The sequence below is a fragment of the Ruegeria sp. AB7 genome (assembly GCF_056542625.1).
In genome coordinates this window covers 699302-717443 of sequence record NZ_JBQGAC010000002.1, presented here as the reverse complement: position 1 = coordinate 717443, position 18142 = coordinate 699302, and the positions used below count along the sequence as shown (strand labels likewise).

Below are 18142 nucleotides of genomic sequence, written 5' to 3'. Positions count from 1 at the left end.
AAATTCGACGAATTTTCTTGGCTCTATCGATCGGGCGGATGAAAGCTGTCTCAGCTCGCCTGAATGTGCCGGTCGACCATCCGTTGTACCATCGGTGCGAAATGGGCGAAATCCGGGGTCTCCATATCAGCGCGTTTTCCCGCTTCGTCCAGATAACGGACCTGAATGATCTCTTTCAGGTTCGGATTTGCCTCGAACTCGGCGATCTCCTTGGCACTCATCGGACCACCCTGCAGTTCCAGCGTATGGACCGAGGCTGCGGACAGGCGATTGAAATACTCCGGCTTGGTGGCGCAGAGATACCGCTTGGCTGCCACGTGGTACCGGCAGCAATCGGTGATGACCGACGGAAAGAACTGCTCCAACACCTCGGCACCTGCATCTTCATGATGCCGGTCCTCGGTATCGTCCGGATGGTAAGTGCCGAATTCCGACGTAAAATGGCCAATGTCGTGCAACAGCGCACCGACGATAATTTCTTCGGACTGCCCGTTCCGTTCCGCAATCGTGGCACCCTGCAGCATGTGCTGGGCCATGGTGACGGGTTCCCCCAGATATTCCTCACCCCCCCGACGATCGAAGATGTCGCTGATAAAGGCAACGATATTGTCCCGGTTTAAGGTCGAGAAATCGGGTTTCATTCCGCCGCCTCCGGTTGTGTCATCTGCATGGCGGCCAGTGTCGAAAGCAGCCCATCTTTGTCAGCATAGCATCCCTGCAACCAGCGAGACCCGGCCCCGGAATAGCCCAGCCGTGCATGCATTACGCGTGTGTTGTCGACGATGAAGCTTTCGCCCGGTTCCAGCTTGAAAGACACGCCCATGGCGGGATCGTCAATGATCTCGCCCAGCTGGCGATAGGCTGCATAGTAGGCTTCCATCTTGTCAAAGGGTACATCCACGAACGGCGCAGACGAGCGGTTGTTGAAGCGAATGCCGATCAACTCGCCATCGGGGGAAAGCTCGATCATCGGGCGACGTGACCGCAAACAGACCCCGTCCGAACCTTTATACTCGAACCGTGCCGGATAGCCTGCAAGCAAGGCGAAGCCCTCGGGGTTCAGATCGCGCAGTCGCTCAGCCGCGCGGAAACCATCGACAACGATGGAATCGCCGCCTTCGGCCGAGTTCTCAAGGCAGTAGAGGATTTGCAGTGTCGGCACCGGGTCGCGATAAGGGTTGTCGGTATGGGCCTGCAACCCCAACCCAGTATAGGCGAGGTTGGTCGGGTTCACCTCGGTCCGAACCTCGAAATAGGGGCCGTAATTTGTCTGGCGCACGTAGCCGAACAGATCGGCCACTTTCAGCAGCGATTCCGGCTCGGTTGGGCCACCTGTCAGCTTGGCAAAGCCGTACTCCGCGACGGCAGCCAGCCAGCTGCGCTTGGCCTCAGGGTCGGTGTGCACCCTTTCCCAGTCACCGCTGGGGGCGCTGATACCACGCTCCCATGTGGTGACGTCGGATGCGGTGCGGCCAACTTCTTGCGCCTGTTCGCGGTCATAAACGTGATCGGCTAGCCAATCGGCAGGGAACATCACGGATTTGTTTTCGGGCTGGAACGTAACGCTCAGATCGCCATTTCGGATCTCGGCAGCGCTGATCGAGATATCGGAGGGGATATCGCCGATTGTGATCAGGCGCTGCCCGTTGCCGGGGGCGCGGGTCTCGGGGTCCAGCGCATTGTCGCGCAGCCAAATGGCGTGGAAGCGGGCCTGGGTACTATCGGAAAACGCGATAGTGACCACAGATGGGTCGAAAGTGGCTGAGCGCAGCATGGGGTCTCTCCTATTCGGCGCGGACTTTGCTTGAGGAGATACGCGCTCCGTGGCATTACTACAATTAAACCTTATTGCCACTGAGGGCTGGAAATACTTATGGCTAAGAAGCAGATCGGTTTACCTCCTTTGGACTGGCTGCGCGTGTTCGAAGCCGCCGGGCGATTGGGCGGTTTTTCTGCTGCCGCGCGCGAATTTGGTTTGACGCAGGCGGCGGTCAGTCAACGGATAGGCAATCTTGAGGCGTGGCTGGGCCGGTCATTGTTTGTGCGCGAAGCCCGCGGTGTTTCGCTGACCATCGAAGGCGAAAGCTATCTGCCATTGGTGCAGGACAGTCTGCAAGCACTGGAACGCAATACCGAGGATCTGTTCGGCAAAACTCCGCGCGAGCTTCGGGTCGCGGGACTTTCGTCGCATATCCACGCGCTGGTTCTGCCAGCCTTGCCCACGTTCCTTGAGGCGCAGCCAAATGTGCGTGTAATGACAGATTCGATGGCCCGCCGCGCCTCGCTGGAGGAAGAACGTACCTGGCTGCAGATCCGCTATGGCAGAGGTGTCTGGCCTGGACGAAAGGCAAAGCTTATTGCGCCCGAAGTGCTGGCACCGATGGCCGCATCCGGCATCAACTGGGGTGCGCCGCTGATTGATTTGCGCGGAGAACGCCCCGGCTGGAAGGACTGGGCGCAGGTTGCGGGGGTTGATGAATTACCGGCTGGCCGGATCAGTTTCGACTCGGTGGGTCATGCGATCACGGCGGCGCGTCAGGGCATGGGGATCGCCTTGGGTTCAATCCCTCTGGCATCGGGCAGCATCAAGACTGGTCAGTTATACAGACTGGATATGCCTGAGCTTAGGACAAAGGATGGCTATTGGCTGACTTGGCCCGAGGATCGGGCAAGATCGAAGCGGCAAAGGGCGTTGATAGACGACTTTCTGCAAGCGCTGCGGGGCGGGGCCTGATCAGAAATCGATGGCGATGCCCTTTTTTTCCCAATCACCATAGCGTGCCGGATCGGGACCGTCGCGCCCACCCAGTTCCTTGGGCTGCGCCTTGGCTTCCGCTTCGGCCTTTTTGCGACGTTCCTCAGCCTCGGCCAATGCGCGCTGAGCGGCGGGGGGCAGGTCTTTGCGCTCGTCACTCATGACATCGGGTTCCTTTCTGTTCAGGGCCTTGATATACGCCCTCGTCCGCCTAAGGCAATGCGGCAAAGGTCACGAGAGGCACTCAGCATCATGTCAAACTCTGCAACCGCTGCGCGGCGCAGTGCAATCTATCTGCTGGATCAGATATTGGGCGAGGGGCGGCTGTTACCTGAATGTCTGGCGGCCGGAGCATTGGATCGTCTGGTACCCGAGGATCGCGCGCGCGCGCAGCGTCTGACGATTGAAACCCTACGCGGGCTTGAGCGTGCCGACCGGCTGTTGGCCGATCACTTGCGGCAGACACCGGCGCTAACGGTGCATAACGCGCTGCGGCTTGGAACGGTCGAGTTGTGTCAGGGCGAGGCCGCGCATGGCGTGGTCAATTCGATGGTCGAGATCGTGGGACGCTCGCGCAAGCATGGGCGGCTCAAGGGGTTGGTGAATGCAGTCTTGCGCAAGATTGCCGCCGATGGACCGGATGCTTGGCCCAAGATGCGCGTGCCCCGTCTGCCCGACTGGCTGCGCGATCCTCTGATCATGGCGTGGGGCGATGACGCAGTAAAGGGTATGGAACAGGCCCATTTCAATGGTGCACCGCTGGACGTGACGCTGAAACCGGGCGCCGAGGCGCCGGGCGGAGAAGCCCTGCCCACCGGCTCAGTCCGTTTGCAGGATGCGGGGCAGGTGTCGGCTTTGCCGGGCTACAAGCGTGGAAACTGGTGGGTTCAGGATGCGGCAGCGGCGCTGCCTGTGCGCGTGCTGGCCCCGAAAGCCGGGGAAAAGGTGTTGGACCTTTGCGCCGCGCCCGGTGGCAAGACGTTGCAATTGGCTGTGGTAGCGGCAGAGGTCACGGCGCTGGATATCTCCGAAACACGGTTGGAGCGGGTGCGCGAGAACCTGAAACGGACAGGTTTGAAGGCCAAGGTGATCGCTGGTGATGCGCTGGACCATCAGGGCCAGTATGATGCCATCCTGCTCGACGCGCCGTGTTCGGCCACGGGCACGATTCGCCGCCATCCTGATTTACCCTTCGCCAAGGATGGTTCGGAATTCGGGGGATTGATCGAACTACAGGCCCGGATGCTGGCCCATGCCTGGACCCTGCTCAAACCCGGAGGCCGATTGGTATATTGCACCTGTTCCTTGTTGCCGGACGAAGGAGAGGTGCAGATCGAAGAGGCGCTGGATCAATACCCGGATATGCAGATTGACCGTGCGGCGCTTGAGATTGCGGGCGTTGAACCAGACTGGATTACAGAAGAAGGTGGCTTGCGTTTGCGCCCGGATTTCTGGGCGGACAAGGGTGGCATGGACGGGTTCTATATCGCCTGTCTGAACAAATCCGCTTGAGGCGACGCTTTTCGATGACTTGACGCGCGGACCGGTCTATCGTGTGTTCAAGCGCCCGCAGAGCGCAAGGGGCAGAGTCGCAAGCGTCATGTCAGAATCGGACACAATGGCCAATCGCTGGATGCGGTTTCAGAACCGCCTTTACGCGCGCCTGAGCCAAAGGCGGAAGGCGGTTTCGGGATTCGTCAGCCAGCCTGAGCCGCGCACCGTCGGTTCGTTTGCACGCGGGCGACAACTGGTGGCCGGGAATCTCCTTTTCGCTGGATATCTGGTCGAGGCGGATGACACCGATCTCTGGGATGTTGCTGCGCCCAGTCCGGATTTTGATGATGAACGCCACGGTTTCATCTGGCTGGATGATCTGGCAGCCGTCGGCGATATGCGCGCCCGTGAAAAGGCGCAGCGATGGGTCTGGGGCTGGATCACCGCACATGGGCGCGGGAAGGGGCCCGGCTGGGCGCCGGACCTGACCGGGCGCCGGGTGATGCGCTGGATCAACCACGCGCAATTTCTGCTACGCGGCGCTGATGAGGCGCAAAGCAGAGCTTTCTTCCGCTCCTTGGCACAACAAACATGGTTTCTTTCCAAACGCTGGACAGCAGCAACACCAGGATTGCCGAGATTCGAAGCGCTCGCAGGGCTGGTTCAGGCTGGTTTGGCCCTGGAGGGGTTGGAGCAACTGGCTGATCCCGCATTGCGCGCACTGGCCCGGGAATGCGACCGCCAGATCGATGCCGAGGGCGGCATTCTCACCCGCAACCCTGAGGAATTGCTGGAGGTCTTCACTCTGCTGGCCTGGACCTCTGCTGCACTTGGTGAAGTTGGCCGAGGCACGCCTGCCTCTCAGACCGGGGCGATCAAGCGCATTGCACCTACTCTGCGAAATCTGCGTCATGCAGATGGATCTCTGGCCAGATTTCACGGGGGCGGGCGTGGGCTTGAAGGGCGGCTGGATCAGGCACTGGCGCAAAGCGGTGTCAAGCCGCAGCAGCATTCGGACCTGTCAATGGGTTATGCACGATTGGCCGCCTCGAGAACCACGGTTCTGGTGGATGCCAGTGCGCCTCCCAAAGGTGCTGCGTCGTTCAACGCCCATGCATCCTCGCTTGCATTTGAGCTGACCTCAGGCCGCCGTCCTCTGATCGTGAACTGTGGATCAGGTGGCAGTTTTGGGCAGGAATGGCGCAGGGCAGGGCGCGCGACCCCGTCGCATTCGACCCTATGCGTCGAAGGGTATTCCAGCGCCCGGCTTGCAGAAGGCGCAAATGGGTCGTCGCAGGAAGCATTGGTGGATGGCCCGCAGGATGTGCCCGTGGATTTCGAGGATGCATTCGAAGGCACCCGCTTTATGGTGGGACATGACGGCTACGCCAAAGTGTTTGGCCTGACCCATGCCCGCACGCTTGAACTGCGCTTTGACGGGCGTGAGCTGGTGGGCGAGGATATTCTGCTGACCGCAACCGACAAAGCCAAACGGCAGTTCGATCGCGCGATGGACGGGGCAGGTCTGCAGGGGATAGCCTTTGACATCCGGTTTCACCTGCATCCTGACGTTGATGCGGCACTTGATCTGGGTGGCGCTGCGGTGTCGATGGCGCTCAAAAGCGGTGAGATATGGGTTTTCCGCCATGATGGCGTTGGAAAGTTGTCAGTTGAACCAAGCGTTTACCTTGAAAAAGGCCGTTTGAAGCCACGCGCGACAAAACAGATCGTTCTATCTGGGCGCGCAATGGAGTATGCGACGCGCATCCGGTGGACGCTCAGCAAGGCTCAGGATACAGCCTATGCAGTGCGGGATACGCACCGGGACGAGCCCGTTTTCGACTGACGCCAAAAGGACCTTTGGACCCATGACCGACCTTCACCCCGTGCGCCGCGCGTTGCTTTCCGTTTCCGACAAAACCGGGCTGATCGAGCTGGGAACGGCGTTGGCCGAACGCGGGGTTGAACTGCTTTCGACCGGCGGTACCGCGAAGGCGCTACGCGATGCGGGGTTGGAGGTGAAAGATGTCAGCGAGATCACCGGCTTCCCCGAGATGATGGATGGCCGGGTCAAAACGCTGCACCCGATGGTCCATGGCGGGCTGCTGGCTCTGCGCGATAATGACACCCATGTCGCCGCGATGAACGAACATGGTATCGGCGCAATCGATCTGCTTGTGGTAAATCTCTACCCATTTGAAGCGACCGTGGCCAAGGGCGCTGCCTACGATGAATGCATCGAGAACATCGATATCGGTGGCCCAGCCATGATCCGTGCCGCATCGAAGAACCATGCTTTTGTGAACGTGGTTGTGGATGTCGAAGACTACTCGTCGCTGCTGGATCAGCTGGAAGAGAATTACGGTAAGACTTCTCTGGGCTTCCGTCAGTGGCTGGCGCAAAAGGCCTATGCCCGCACTGCCGCCTATGACACAGCCGTGTCCAACTGGATGGCCGATGCGCTGGAGCTTGAGGCGCCCAAACGCCGCGCCTTTGCCGGTGAGCTGAAACAGACCTTACGATATGGCGAGAATAGCCACCAGTCGGCAGCGTTCTATGTAGATGGCTCGGGTCGTCCGGGCGTGGCGACGGCGGTACAGCATCAGGGCAAGGAACTGAGCTATAACAACATCAACGATACCGATGCCGCCTTTGAGTTGGTCGCTGAGTTCGACCCGGTCGAAGGGGCAGCTTGTGCGATTATCAAGCATGCCAATCCGTGTGGTGTAGCGAAAGGTGCGACGCTGCTTGAGGCCTATAAAGCCGCGTTCGACTGCGACAGGACGTCGGCATTTGGCGGTATCGTGGCGTTGAATCAACCGCTGGACGCGGAAACCGCGCAGGAGATCACGGGGATTTTCACCGAGGTTGTGATCGCTCCAGGGGCGTCAGACGAGGCCAAGGCGATCTTCGCCGCCAAGAAGAACCTGCGCCTGCTGACGACCGAAGCTCTACCGGATGTGACCGCCGGTGGTAAAACTGTGCGACAGGTGGCAGGTGGCCTGCTGGTACAGGACAAGGATAACGGCTTTGTTGGTATGGGTGACTTGAAGGTGGTCACCAAAAAAGCGCCATCTGAGGAGCAGATGCGCGACCTGCTGTTCGCGTGGAAAGTGGCGAAACATGTCAAATCCAACGCCATCGTCTATGTCAAAGACGGCGCGACCGTGGGTGTCGGCGCGGGGCAGATGAGCCGCGTTGACTCGGCACTGATCGCGGCAAAGAAAGCCGAGCGTATGGCTGATGCGCTGGGCTTGCCCCAGCCGCTGACCATCGGTTCGGCCGTAGCTTCTGATGCATTCTTCCCCTTCCCCGATGGGCTCATGGAGGCCGCCGAGGCAGGCGCGACATGCGTTATTCAGCCCGGCGGTTCGATGCGTGATGATGAAGTGATCGCGGCGGCGGATGAGGCCGGTCTGGCCATGGTCTTCACCGGCATGCGGCATTTCCGTCACTGATGCGCGGTTCGTTCATCCTATGGGCCGGATTGGCGGCGTTTTTGATCGACCAGATCAGTAAGTATCTGGTCGTTCGCGTAATGCGCGTAGCGCAGGGCGATATCGACGTGCTGCCACCGCTTCTGGTTTTCAGATACGGCGAGAATCGCGGCATCAATTTTGGCCTATTTCAGGGCGACGGTGACGCCGCCCGCTGGGTGCTGATCGGGCTTTCCGTGGCGATCTGCCTGGGCGTCCTGATCTGGCTGGGCCGCATCGCTCCTACGAAGCTTCAACAATTCTGCGGCGGTCTTCTGATCGGCGGGGCGCTGGGAAATGTCGTGGACCGGGTGCTTTACGGCTATGTTCTGGACTTTTTGAACATGTCCTGCTGCGGGATCAGCAACCCTTTTGTGTTCAATCTGGCGGATGTGTTCATATTTGCGGGAGCTTTGGGATTGGTCCTGTTCGATGGCAAAAAGCCCTCGTGACCTGCCGGACGATATGCGATAAAAGCGCCTGAAACTGGCTGGAGACACTGATGCGTATGCCACGCGCCATACTTGTTCTGACACTCGCCGTTGTCGTTGCGGGCTGTTCCGATATTGGTTTGCGCAATCTTGATCCGCCCGGAGCGGGGCCGGATGAATTTTCGGTATTGCCCGTCAAGCCGCTGACCCAGCCCAAGGACTACGCCTTTCTTCCAGCGCCGACTCCCGGCGGTGCAAACCTGACCGATCCTAACCCCAAAGCGGACGCCGTTGTGGCGCTGGGTGGTAGTGAGGCAGCGCTGAACCCGAATACCTCAATACCGGCCAGCGATGCCGCGCTTGTGACGGCCTCAAGCAGATATGGCGTTCCTGCCAATACGCGCCAGATAACGGCCGAAGAGGATGCGGCTTTCCGCAAAAATCGCGGTCGCTGGACCCGCCTGCGCCTGTTCCCGGTTGATCGGTACTCGCAGGTCTATGAACGTCAGTCAATCGATGCGAACGCGACCAATGAAGCGGCGCGTCGTCGTGGGATCGAAACGCCGTCGGCCCCGCCGCTGGAATGAATTCTTCTTAACTTTCCGTCATTGGCCTTGAACCCCGGCGGCACCACCGTAGTTTGAATATCAGAAATGAAACGGAGGATGCCCCATGGTTCGGGCCCTGGCATTGTCGGCTGCCCTGATCGCCGCCACCCCCTTGTTCGCGAAAGAGGGGCAAGAGGCTGTCACCACATTTACGCTGGAAAACGGCATGGACGTCGTAGTGGTCGAGGATCATCGCGCTCCTGTTGTGCAGCATATGGTCTGGTACCGGGCCGGATCCGCCGATGAACCGATCGGATCCTCTGGCGTTGCACATTTCCTGGAACATCTGCTGTTCAAAGCCACCGACACAATGGAAGCGGGCGAGTTGTCAGCCACTGTCGCGGCCAATGGCGGCAATGACAACGCTTTCACTTCTTACGACTACACCGCCTATTTTCAGCGTGTCGCCGCTGACCGGCTGGAACTGATGATGCGGATGGAGGCAGATCGTATGCGCAACATCCGCCTGACCGAGAATGATATCATCACCGAACGCGACGTGGTTCTGGAAGAGCGTAATCAGCGGACCGAAAACAATCCACGCGCTCTGTTCGGAGAACAGATGAATGCAGCGCAATATTTGAACCACCGTTACGGAGCGCCGATTATCGGCTGGCGCCACGAGATGGAGGCGTTGGATATGGACGACGCCCTGTCCTTCTACCAGACCCATTATGCACCCAATAACGCCATATTGGTCGTCACCGGAGATGTTGACCCCGACGAAGTCAGGGCGTTGGCCGATCAGTACTACGGTGTTATCCCAGCCAACCCTGATTTGCCCGAGCGGGTACGCTCGCAAGAACCACCCCAGACTGCCGAACGTCGCCTGACCTTCAAGGATGCGCGTGTCGCACAACCCTACGTGCAGCGCAGCTATCTGGCCCCTGAACGGGACGCCGGTGAGCAGGAGAAGGCCGCCGCCCTGTTCCTTTTGGCGGAATTGCTGGGAGGAAGCACAACCTCATATCTGAATGAAAAGCTGCAATTTGAGCAGCAGAAGGTGGTCTATACCGGTGCGTTCTACAAGGGGGTCTCATTGGATGACACGACCTTTGATCTGATTGTTGTGCCGGCTGAGGGCGTTTCGCTTCAGGATGCGGAGGATGCCATGGATCAGGCCGTTGCGGATTTCATCGCGGAAGGTGTCAAGGATGAAGACCTGGAGCGCATTAAGATGCAGCTCCGCGCCGCGCAGACCTATGCGCGCGATAACGTGGACGGTATTGGAAACCGCTATGGTCGTGCGTTGACCAGCGGGTTGACGGTCGAGGATGTGCAGGCCTGGCCCGACATCCTGCAGGCTGTGACGGGTGACGAGATCATCGCGGCTGCCCGTGAAGTGCTGCAACCTGAAACCTCGGTCACTGGCTGGCTGATGCGTGACGATGAGGTGACACAATGAAACGGTTTGCCGCAACGCTGATTGCGCTGATCATTGCCCTTCCCGCCTGGGCCGAGATTAAGATCAAAGAGGTAACCTCGCCCGGTGGTATTACCGCTTGGCTGGTCCAAGATCATTCGATCCCCTTCACCGCGCTGGAACTGCGGTTTCGTGGAGGAACGTCGCTGGATGATCCCGATAAACGCGGCGCGGTCTATCTGATGAGCGGCCTGATTGAGGAAGGCGCCGGCGACATGGATGCCCGCACCTATGCACGCGAACTTGAATCTCTGGCTGCGTCCTTCAGCTACAGGGCAACAGATGATACGGTCTCCATTTCGGCGCGGTTCCTGACTGAGAACCGGGATGAAGTGATTGATTTGCTGCAGACCACAATTCATGAACCGCGTTTCGATGAGGATGCGATCGATCGGGTGCGCGCTCAGGTGATTTCGGGTCTGAAGTCCGACCAGACTGATCCAAGCGATATCGCCGGACGCAGCTTTGCTGAAATGGCATATGGGGATCATCCATATGCGTCGGACGGTAAAGGTACGATTGAAAGCGTTTCAAGCCTGACCCGCGACGACATCGTCGCTGCCTACGACAATGTCTTTGCCAAGGACAGACTGTACGTCGGGGCTGTCGGCGACATCACAGCAGAAGAGCTGGGGGTACTGTTGGACGAATTGCTGTTGGATCTGCCAGCAACCGGGAAACCCATTCCAGACAAGGCGAAGGTCACCATTGACGGCGGTGTCAGCGTGGTGGACTTCAACACTCCGCAATCCGTCGCCCTGTTCGGGCAAAGTGGCATTGATCGCGACGATCCCGATTTCTTTGCGGCCTATATCCTGAATCACATTCTGGGCGGCGGCGGATTCGAAAGTCGCCTGATGCAGGAAGTACGTGAGAAACGTGGCCTGACCTACGGCGTGGCGACCTATCTGGTGCCCAAGGATCTGGCGTCGGTGTATCTGGGCTCGGTCTCATCTGCCAATGACCGTATCGCCGAAGCGGTCGAAGTGATCCGACAGGAATGGGCGCGCGCGGCTGCGGAAGGTGTGACGCAGAAAGAATTGGATGACGCCAAGACCTATCTGACCGGGGCCTATCCGCTGCGTTTTGACGGCAATGGCCAGATTGCCGGAATCATGGTCGGGATGCAGATGGAAGATTTGCCTATCGACTACATTGCGACTCGCAACGACAAGGTGAATGCAGTGACCTTGGAGGATGTGAACCGGGTGGCGTCTGAACTGCTGGACCCCGAGGGTCTGCATTTCACCATCGTCGGCAAACCGGAAGGGGTGGACGGCTGACGTCGTCCATCTACCCGCTGCCGAACAGAATTATTCGTTGTTATTGAATAATTTTTCTTGGAATTGACGGCAGTGGGTGATGCGAACCACTGGCGAAAGCAACGAGTTTGTGACCTCTTGCAGGGCGCAGCGCCAGACAGAAGATCGGCGATTCTCCGCCTTAAGTAATCGTTAACTCGCCTTGGCCATACTTTGGCCAGAAATGTCGAGAATTCTATGTTAGTCGGGAACGGAGATGGGGTTCAGAAGATCAACATCTCCTGAGACGAGGCTTGGGACGGATAGCGGCACCATGATAGTTGCGATAATGGGATTGGGAATACTTGCAGGGTTGTTAACCTTTGCTGCCGCTTTGATTGTCGGTCAATCTCTGCTCAGCGCTTTTGCACTCTACGTGGTGGCCGGTACGCTGACATCGCTTTTGTTAGCAGCGGGTATCTATTTCAGAAGCTCTTGAATTTGGTAGGTTGGAAATAAAGCCCAGCGACTGAAAAGTTTGCCACCAATCGGATCCCTGTGTTCTCACCTAAGCTTGGTCCTTTTTCGCTGCGCGCAGCATCTGACCCATCATCTGGCCAAACTTGCCCGAGCCGCGCTGATACAAAGCCCCGTCAACGGCCATGACTGTTCCGCTGATATAGCTCGCCATATCAGAGCTAAGGAACAGGCAGGCATTTGCCACATCCTGAGGTTGACCCCAGCGACCCAGCGGGACGTCCCGACGCAGCTCTTCATGGGCGTTTTCGGTAGGGGCCAGCCGTTTTGCGCCTTCGGTTCCTTCGATAAAACCCGGAACAACCGAATTCACGCGAATCCCTTCGACGCCCCATTCCATTGAAAGGGTTCGGGTGATCTGATCAACGCCCGCCTTGGCGGCGCAAACATGGGCCTGCCCTTCGTAAGGCAGATAGGATTGCGGGGCCGAAATGTTGATAATGCTGGCACCGGGACGTTTGAGATAGGGGTAGGCCCCTTTCATGACGTGGATCGTGCCCATCAGATCGATATCTATGACCGCCTTGAATGCATTGACCGACATTTCAGATGCCAGCGCTGGGAAGTTGCCGGCAGCACCAGAAATCAGGACATCGAAATCTCCAAAAGCGTCGTGGAATTGCTTAAGGCCTTCGGCTACGGCCTCTGGATTGCGAACGTCGAACGCCGCGCCGATCGCGTCGGATGCGCCTGCTGCTTTCAACGCAGCCACGGTATCATCGACCTTTTCCTGCGACCGGCTGGCGACAGCCAGATTAGCACCCGAGGCCGCAAAGGCCTCGGCAATGCCGCGATTGATACCGCTGGTGCCACCAATGACGATGACGGTCTTACTTGAAAAATCCATTTAGGCCTCCGGTGGTACGGGGGCCTTACTCTCCGTAGGGCACCCAGATGTTTTTCACTTCGGTCGCAGCCTGCAGGAAGCGGCGCGAATGGTCCACGCTCCAGTCAAATGCCGTCGCGTTATTGACCCAAGTCCGCTTCAGATTTCCGGCCGAGACGACCTCGATATCTTTAGACACGTCGGTCGATGAGAACGACCAGACCGCATCCACGTTCAGATGCGAGGCCAGCGGCTTTACCAGCTCTGCGTGGCTGCCGGTCAGGATGTTGACCACACCGGCTGGCACGTCCGAGGTTTCTAGGATCTGGTAAAAATCCGTTGCTGCCAGCGGGTAGGGCTCACTTGCCGCCAGAACCACCCGGTTGCCCATCGCAATCGCTGGCGCCATGGCCGAAACTAGACCCAACAGGGGTGCTTCATCCGCACACAGGGTGCCGATCACGCCAACCGGCTCTTTCATGGCAATGGCGACGCCCCGGATCGGAACACCATGTACTTGACCATCATACTTGTCCGCCCAAGCGGCGGCGGTGAACAGTCGCTGGATCGAGGCCTCAACCTCTTTCGCGCCGTCTTTCTTACCGATCATCGCATCAATACGAGCAGCGAACTCGCCCGCACGTGCCGAGAGGTTTTCACCGATGTAATACAGGATCTGAGCCCGCAGATGGCCGGTGGTCTTGGACCAGCCTTTTGCACCCGCTGCAGCCTCAACCGCGTTGCGCACGTCCTTACGGTTGGCCAGACCCACATGGCCAAGTAGGCCGGATTTGCCCCAGACGGGTTTCGAATAGCCGCCATCGGGCCGCGCCTGCTTACCGCCGACATACATCTTGGCGGTGCGGTCAATAGGATCGACTGGAGCGCCTTCGCCCATTGCCGCCTCAATCTTCGTCAGCGGTTTGGCCTTGGCTTTGGGCTTGGTATAAGCCGTCAGCCCTTCCCAACCGCCTTCACGGCCAAAGCCGCTTTCGCGTACACCGCCGAACCCGGCAGCAGCGTCGAACAGGTTAGTTGCGTTCACCCAGACCACGCCCGCAACCAGCTTGGGCGCGATATCCAGCGCGAGGTTCACGTTCTCGGTCCAAACAGTCGCGGCCAGCCCGTAGCGGGTGTTGTTGGCCAACTCGACCGCTTCTTCCGGGGTGCGGAAGGTCGAAGAAACCAGAACCGGGCCAAAGATTTCTTCCTGCATCAGCGGATCGGAGGTTTCGAGCCCAGTGATCAGCGTTGGTGGATAGTAGCAGCCATTCGAGGGCAGCTCACAGGCCGCCTGATGAACATGCCCAACCGTGTTGCTTTCGACCATGCCCTTGATGGTCTGTAACTGCACGGGGTCCACAACCGCACCCACGTCGATGCACTTGTCCAGCGGATCGCCGATGCGCAGCTTGTCCATACGGGCACGCAATTTGTCGTGGAAGCGATCAGCGATACCCTCCTGCACCAGAAGGCGCGAGCCCGCACAGCAGACCTGGCCCTGGTTGAACCAGATCGCGTCGACCAAGCCTTCGATCGCTGAATCAATATCGGCGTCGTCAAAGACGATGTAGGCGGACTTGCCGCCCAGTTCCAACGTCAGTTCTTTGCCAGAGCCAGCGGTCGCTTCACGGATGCGACGGCCCACGACGGTCGAGCCGGTAAAGGCGATTTTGTCGACGTCCGAAGACACAATCATCTCACCAACGGCACCATCACCTGTGACGATGTTGACCACGCCTTTCGGCAACCCGGCCTGCATGCAGATGTCGGCAAACAGCAGCGCGGTCAGCGAGGTGTACTCGGCCGGCTTCAGAACCACCGTGTTGCCCATTGCGATTGCAGGCGCGATCTTCCACGCCAGCATCAGCAGCGGGAAGTTCCACGGGATGATCTGGCCGCAAACACCCAGTGCTTCGGCATCTGGCAATTCGCTTTCCATCAACTGCGCCATGCCGGCGTGATAGTAGAAATGCCGCTGTGCCAGGGGGATGTCGATGTCGCGGGATTCTCGGATCGGCTTACCGTTGTCGAGGCTTTCGAGCACAGCAAACAAACGCGAGTGCTTCTGCAGCAGGCGCGCAATCGCGTAGAGGTAGCGCGCACGACCGGCACCGCCCAGCTTCTCCCATTTCGGCTGCGCTTTGCGCGCTGCAGAAACGGCGGCGTCTACGTCAGCCTGTTTGGCTTGTGTCAGCTTGGCCAGAACCTCTCCGGTTGCTGGGTTGCGGCTGTCGAATCCTTTGCCGGGTTTGGTAAACGCGCCATCGATGTAGTGGCCGAACTTGTCGCCCTGATCGACCAGCCATGCCAGTGCCTCGGCTGCGCTTTCGGGGGCAGGGCCGTAGTCCATGGTCTCGAAAATCTCTTTGACTGTCATTGTTTTTGTCCTCAGCCCATGGAGTGACGGTAACCGGCGGAGTATGCGCCGGTGACATAGTGTTCCAACTGCCGCTCAATGTCGCCCAGCAATGATGAGGCACCAAAGCGAAACAGATCCGGCTCCAGCCAGCGGTCGCCCAGCTCGTCCTTGATCAGCGACAGATAGACCAACGCATCCTTGGCTTTCGAAATCCCACCCGCAGGCTTGTAGCCTACGCGATAGCCGGTGCGGTCATAATAGTCGCGAATGGCTCGGATCATTACCAACGACACAGGCAAGGTGGCGTTGACGCTTTCTTTGCCGGTCGAGGTCTTGATGAAGTCTGCCCCTGCCATCATGCACACCAGCGAGGCACGGGCGACGTTGCGCAGGCTGCCCAGCTCTCCGGTCGCCAAAATGGCTTTGACATGTGCATCGCCGCAGGCGACGCGGAAGGCCTTCATCTCATCATACAGGGCCTGCCAGTCGCCAGACAGCACATGACGGCGCGAGATGACGATGTCGATCTCCTCGGCTCCGGCCTTCACGCTTTCTTCGATCTCTGCCACACGCAGATGAAACGGAGAGAGCCCGGCCGGGAAGCCAGTGGATACCGCCGCAACCGGAATACCAGTGCCTTCCAATGCGTCCACAGCCGTTTCGATCATGTCATGGTAGACACACACCGCTCCGGTTGTGATCGGCGGCATGTCCAGCGCCTGCAGAACTGAAGACGCGACAGGTTGACGAGCCTTTGCGCACAGGCGACGAACCCGCCCAACCGTGTCATCGCCCGACAGAGTGGTCAGGTCGATCATTGTGATCGCTTTGAGCAGCCATGCGGCCTGGTATTCTTTTTTCACCGACCGCCGACCGGGCAGCGTCGCTGCGCGTCGCTCGATGGCCGAAGTGTTGGCCTGCACGGCCCGCACCCAATCCAGATCCAGATCCATTCCTGGGTTCCGGGGCTCGGTCACTTGCGGCAGATGCGGGGTGCGCACGGTGCTTTCTGAGCTCTGCGTTTCCATTATTCCGTCCTTTTGGAGGTTCGCGTCAAAATCGCATGGGTCGCAGCGAAAGGGAAGGTGTGCCAGCGTCGTAAAGGGCAAATTTTTGACCAAATGGACAAATATAGTCGCTTTCTTGCGAGTAATTCGCATTTGCATTGACTTAGTTGCGAATGGTTCTCATATTTTGACTTAACAGGATAACCGTTCGGAGTCTGAAATGATTCGTCGATCGCTACTTACGGCATTGGCTCTCGTGTTTGTGTGGCCCGTCGCCGCAATCGCTCAAGCGCCACTGAAAGTCGTCGCCACCACCGGCATGATTGCAGATGCTGCGCGCCAGGTCGGCGGTGAACAGGTCGACGTGAAGGGCTTGATGGGACCCGGTGTCGACCCGCACGCCTATCGCCAGACCCGCACCGATATTGTTGCGATGACCCGCGCTGATCTGGTGCTGTGGCACGGCCTCTATCTAGAGGCTCAGATGGAAGGTTTCTTTGACGATCTGGGCCGCAAGCGGACAGTGGTTGCCGTGGCGGATGGCATCGACACATCGAAACTGCGCGCCCATGACGACTACGCTGACAAATTTGACCCGCACGTCTGGATGAGCCCGGTTCTGTGGCGCGATGTCGTGATCGCAGTGCAGGAAGCTCTGACCGAAGCCCGACCCGAAGCGGCAGATGAGTTCGCAGCCAACGCACAAGCTTTTCTGGCCGAGATCGATCTGCTGGCCGCCTATGGCAAGCAGGTTTTGGCGGCCGTTCCCGAAAACAACCGCGTGCTGGTGACTGCGCATGATGCATTTGGCTATTTCGGTGATGAATATGGCTATGAGGTGCTGGGTATTCAGGGCATCTCGACCCAATCCGAGGCAGGGTTGAACCGGATCGGTGAGTTGGTCGAAACTCTGGTAGAGCGTCAGCTGAACGCCGTGTTTGTGGAGAGTTCCGTTTCAGATCGATCCATGCGTGCCTTGATCGAGGGTGCTTCGGCCGAAGGTCACAAAGTGGGTGTCGGCGGAGAGCTTTATTCCGACGCGATGGGCGAGCCGGGCACATATGAGGGTACTTATATTGGCATGCTTGATCACAACATTACCGTGATTGCCAGCGCGCTGGGCGCGGATGTTCCCGAACGTGGCATGAACGGCAAACTGTCGGCGGGGTTCTAAACCATGATTGAACTCGCAACAGTTCAGGGCGTTTCTGTCGACGGGCAGGACATCGATCTTTGCCCCCTCGCCATTCGTGGTCTGACCGTCTCGTACGGTCAGAAGCCAGCGGTTTTCTCGGTCGATATGACGGTGCAGCCCGGCGCCATGACGGCGATTATCGGGCCAAATGGGGCTGGCAAATCAACCTTGCTAAAGGCTGCTTTGGGGATCGTGTCTCCGCTGTCGGGTCAGGTGACCGTGTTTGGTCAGCCGCTCGAGGACCAGCGGGCACGCATCGCCTATGTACCACAGCGCGCCAGCGTGGACTGGGATTTCCCGACGCGCGTGATTGATGTGGTGCTGATGGGCTTGTCGCGTCAATTGGGCCTGCTGGGTCGGGTTCGTGCCCGCCATACCGCCCGTGCCATGGACTGTCTGCACCGTGTCGGTATGCGGGAATTTGCCGACCGTCAGATCGGGCAGCTTTCTGGTGGTCAGCAACAGAGGGTCTTTCTTGCGCGCGCATTGGCACAGGATGCCGACATGTATTTGTTGGACGAACCTTTTGCAGGCGTGGACGCCGCGACTGAAAAGGCGATCATCGCCGTGCTGAAATCGTTGAAAGAGGCTGGCAAGACCGTTGTTGTAGTGCATCACGATCTGGCCACGGTCACCGACTATTTCGACCATGTGTTCCTGATCAACACCCGCAAAGTGGCCGAAGGTCCGGTTGCACAGGCCTTTACCGCTGAAACGCTGCAGGCCGCTTATGGCGGGCGTCTCGCAACGGCCCAGATCGATCAGATTTCGCGCGCGCTGGGGTAGT

The 18142-nt window shown here is 58.8% G+C and carries 17 protein-coding genes; 11 read left to right on the top strand and 6 right to left on the bottom strand.

Annotation, left to right across the window (positions count from 1 at the left end):
• Positions 1-50 precede the first annotated feature (50 nt).
• Positions 51-641: a (R)-1-hydroxy-2-trimethylaminoethylphosphonate oxygenase gene (gene tmpB, locus ACR0EN_RS09170; RefSeq protein ID WP_170819210.1), complete on the bottom strand. Its 591-nt coding sequence runs from the start codon at positions 639-641 to the stop codon at positions 51-53.
• Complete coding sequence (tmpA, locus tag ACR0EN_RS09165) at positions 638-1774, bottom strand: 2-trimethylaminoethylphosphonate dioxygenase (RefSeq protein ID WP_170819211.1); 1137 nt, start codon at positions 1772-1774, stop codon at positions 638-640. The genes tmpB and tmpA overlap by 4 nt, the downstream gene beginning before the upstream one ends.
• Before the next feature lie 99 nt (positions 1775-1873).
• Between tmpA and ACR0EN_RS09160 the strand changes: the two genes are divergently transcribed.
• Entirely contained in the window at positions 1874-2734 is an 861-nt protein-coding gene (locus ACR0EN_RS09160; RefSeq protein WP_170513952.1) for a LysR family transcriptional regulator, read from the top strand.
• Here the strand turns inward: ACR0EN_RS09160 and ACR0EN_RS09155 are convergent, their stop codons facing one another.
• Positions 2735-2917 carry a DUF1674 domain-containing protein gene (locus tag ACR0EN_RS09155; RefSeq protein ID WP_170394659.1) on the bottom strand — a complete coding sequence of 61 codons (183 nt, stop codon included), beginning with the start codon at positions 2915-2917 and terminating at the stop codon, positions 2735-2737. It abuts the gene before it with no gap.
• Positions 2918-3007: 90 nt separating this feature from the next.
• Here ACR0EN_RS09155 and ACR0EN_RS09150 point away from each other — a divergent pair, with 90 nt between their 5' ends.
• The 8 genes from ACR0EN_RS09150 (at position 3008) to ACR0EN_RS09115 (ending at position 11927) form a co-directional block, all read left to right on the top strand.
• On the top strand, positions 3008-4267 hold the full coding sequence (locus ACR0EN_RS09150) for an RsmB/NOP family class I SAM-dependent RNA methyltransferase (protein WP_170426173.1): 1260 nt from the start codon (positions 3008-3010) through the stop codon (positions 4265-4267).
• A gap of 88 nt (positions 4268-4355) precedes the next feature.
• The gene (locus ACR0EN_RS09145) at positions 4356-6095 is read left to right on the top strand and encodes a heparinase II/III domain-containing protein (RefSeq protein WP_170566965.1); all 1740 of its coding nucleotides are present in this window, start codon (positions 4356-4358) and stop codon (positions 6093-6095) included.
• Positions 6096-6117: 22 nt separating this feature from the next.
• On the top strand, positions 6118-7707 hold the full coding sequence (purH, locus tag ACR0EN_RS09140) for a bifunctional phosphoribosylaminoimidazolecarboxamide formyltransferase/IMP cyclohydrolase (RefSeq protein ID WP_480586333.1): 1590 nt from the start codon (positions 6118-6120) through the stop codon (positions 7705-7707).
• The gene (lspA, locus tag ACR0EN_RS09135) at positions 7707-8177 is read left to right on the top strand and encodes a signal peptidase II (protein ID WP_480586330.1); all 471 of its coding nucleotides are present in this window, start codon (positions 7707-7709) and stop codon (positions 8175-8177) included. The genes purH and lspA overlap by 1 nt, the downstream gene beginning before the upstream one ends.
• A gap of 50 nt (positions 8178-8227) precedes the next feature.
• Complete coding sequence (locus ACR0EN_RS09130) at positions 8228-8743, top strand: DUF3035 domain-containing protein (RefSeq protein ID WP_170566971.1); 516 nt, start codon at positions 8228-8230, stop codon at positions 8741-8743.
• Between the two features lie 85 nt (positions 8744-8828).
• Positions 8829-10169 (top strand): M16 family metallopeptidase, encoded by a 1341-nt coding sequence (locus ACR0EN_RS09125; RefSeq protein ID WP_170513933.1) that lies wholly within the window; start codon positions 8829-8831, stop codon positions 10167-10169.
• On the top strand, positions 10166-11470 hold the full coding sequence (locus ACR0EN_RS09120; RefSeq protein WP_170613311.1) for a M16 family metallopeptidase: 1305 nt from the start codon (positions 10166-10168) through the stop codon (positions 11468-11470). Before ACR0EN_RS09125 ends, ACR0EN_RS09120 begins: the two co-directional genes overlap by 4 nt.
• Positions 11471-11762: 292 nt before the next feature.
• Positions 11763-11927, top strand: a complete 165-nt coding sequence (locus tag ACR0EN_RS09115; protein WP_170566978.1) for a hypothetical protein — start codon at positions 11763-11765, stop codon at positions 11925-11927.
• A gap of 69 nt (positions 11928-11996) precedes the next feature.
• On the opposite strand, the gene ACR0EN_RS09110 is transcribed toward ACR0EN_RS09115, so the two are convergent.
• Genes ACR0EN_RS09110 through deoC form a run of 3 tightly spaced genes read right to left on the bottom strand, consistent with a single transcriptional unit; the run spans position 11997 to position 16181 of the window.
• Positions 11997-12812: an SDR family oxidoreductase gene (locus ACR0EN_RS09110; protein ID WP_170613309.1), complete on the bottom strand. Its 816-nt coding sequence runs from the start codon at positions 12810-12812 to the stop codon at positions 11997-11999.
• A 25-nt stretch (positions 12813-12837) separates the two neighbouring features.
• Positions 12838-15171, bottom strand: coding sequence for an aldehyde dehydrogenase family protein (locus ACR0EN_RS09105; protein WP_480586326.1), 2334 nt, complete (start codon positions 15169-15171; stop codon positions 12838-12840).
• Between the two features lie 11 nt (positions 15172-15182).
• Positions 15183-16181, bottom strand: coding sequence for a deoxyribose-phosphate aldolase (deoC, locus tag ACR0EN_RS09100; RefSeq protein ID WP_170394626.1), 999 nt, complete (start codon positions 16179-16181; stop codon positions 15183-15185).
• Positions 16182-16380: 199 nt separating this feature from the next.
• Here deoC and ACR0EN_RS09095 point away from each other — a divergent pair, with 199 nt between their 5' ends.
• Together ACR0EN_RS09095 and ACR0EN_RS09090 are read left to right on the top strand one after the other, a co-directional pair.
• Complete coding sequence (locus ACR0EN_RS09095) at positions 16381-17334, top strand: metal ABC transporter solute-binding protein, Zn/Mn family (protein ID WP_170626785.1); 954 nt, start codon at positions 16381-16383, stop codon at positions 17332-17334.
• Positions 17335-17337: 3 nt separating this feature from the next.
• Positions 17338-18141, top strand: coding sequence for a metal ABC transporter ATP-binding protein (locus tag ACR0EN_RS09090; protein WP_170819216.1), 804 nt, complete (start codon positions 17338-17340; stop codon positions 18139-18141).
• Position 18142 lies beyond the last annotated feature (1 nt).

Bases quoted from the DNA above. Each gene is read 5' to 3' on its own strand.
- tmpB (WP_170819210.1), bottom strand. From the start codon at position 641: ATGAAACCCGATTTCTCGACCTTAAACCGGGACAATATCGTTGCCTTT.
- tmpA (WP_170819211.1), bottom strand. From the start codon at position 1,774: ATGCTGCGCTCAGCCACTTTCGACCCATCTGTGGTCACTATCGCGTTT.
- ACR0EN_RS09160 (WP_170513952.1), top strand. From the start codon at position 1,874: ATGGCTAAGAAGCAGATCGGTTTACCTCCTTTGGACTGGCTGCGCGTG.
- ACR0EN_RS09155 (WP_170394659.1), bottom strand. From the start codon at position 2,917: ATGAGTGACGAGCGCAAAGACCTGCCCCCCGCCGCTCAGCGCGCATTG.
- ACR0EN_RS09150 (WP_170426173.1), top strand. From the start codon at position 3,008: ATGTCAAACTCTGCAACCGCTGCGCGGCGCAGTGCAATCTATCTGCTG.
- ACR0EN_RS09145 (WP_170566965.1), top strand. From the start codon at position 4,356: ATGTCAGAATCGGACACAATGGCCAATCGCTGGATGCGGTTTCAGAAC.
- purH (WP_480586333.1), top strand. From the start codon at position 6,118: ATGACCGACCTTCACCCCGTGCGCCGCGCGTTGCTTTCCGTTTCCGAC.
- lspA (WP_480586330.1), top strand. From the start codon at position 7,707: ATGCGCGGTTCGTTCATCCTATGGGCCGGATTGGCGGCGTTTTTGATC.
- ACR0EN_RS09130 (WP_170566971.1), top strand. From the start codon at position 8,228: ATGCGTATGCCACGCGCCATACTTGTTCTGACACTCGCCGTTGTCGTT.
- ACR0EN_RS09125 (WP_170513933.1), top strand. From the start codon at position 8,829: ATGGTTCGGGCCCTGGCATTGTCGGCTGCCCTGATCGCCGCCACCCCC.
- ACR0EN_RS09120 (WP_170613311.1), top strand. From the start codon at position 10,166: ATGAAACGGTTTGCCGCAACGCTGATTGCGCTGATCATTGCCCTTCCC.
- ACR0EN_RS09115 (WP_170566978.1), top strand. From the start codon at position 11,763: ATGATAGTTGCGATAATGGGATTGGGAATACTTGCAGGGTTGTTAACC.
- ACR0EN_RS09110 (WP_170613309.1), bottom strand. From the start codon at position 12,812: ATGGATTTTTCAAGTAAGACCGTCATCGTCATTGGTGGCACCAGCGGT.
- ACR0EN_RS09105 (WP_480586326.1), bottom strand. From the start codon at position 15,171: ATGACAGTCAAAGAGATTTTCGAGACCATGGACTACGGCCCTGCCCCC.
- deoC (WP_170394626.1), bottom strand. From the start codon at position 16,181: ATGGAAACGCAGAGCTCAGAAAGCACCGTGCGCACCCCGCATCTGCCG.
- ACR0EN_RS09095 (WP_170626785.1), top strand. From the start codon at position 16,381: ATGATTCGTCGATCGCTACTTACGGCATTGGCTCTCGTGTTTGTGTGG.
- ACR0EN_RS09090 (WP_170819216.1), top strand. From the start codon at position 17,338: ATGATTGAACTCGCAACAGTTCAGGGCGTTTCTGTCGACGGGCAGGAC.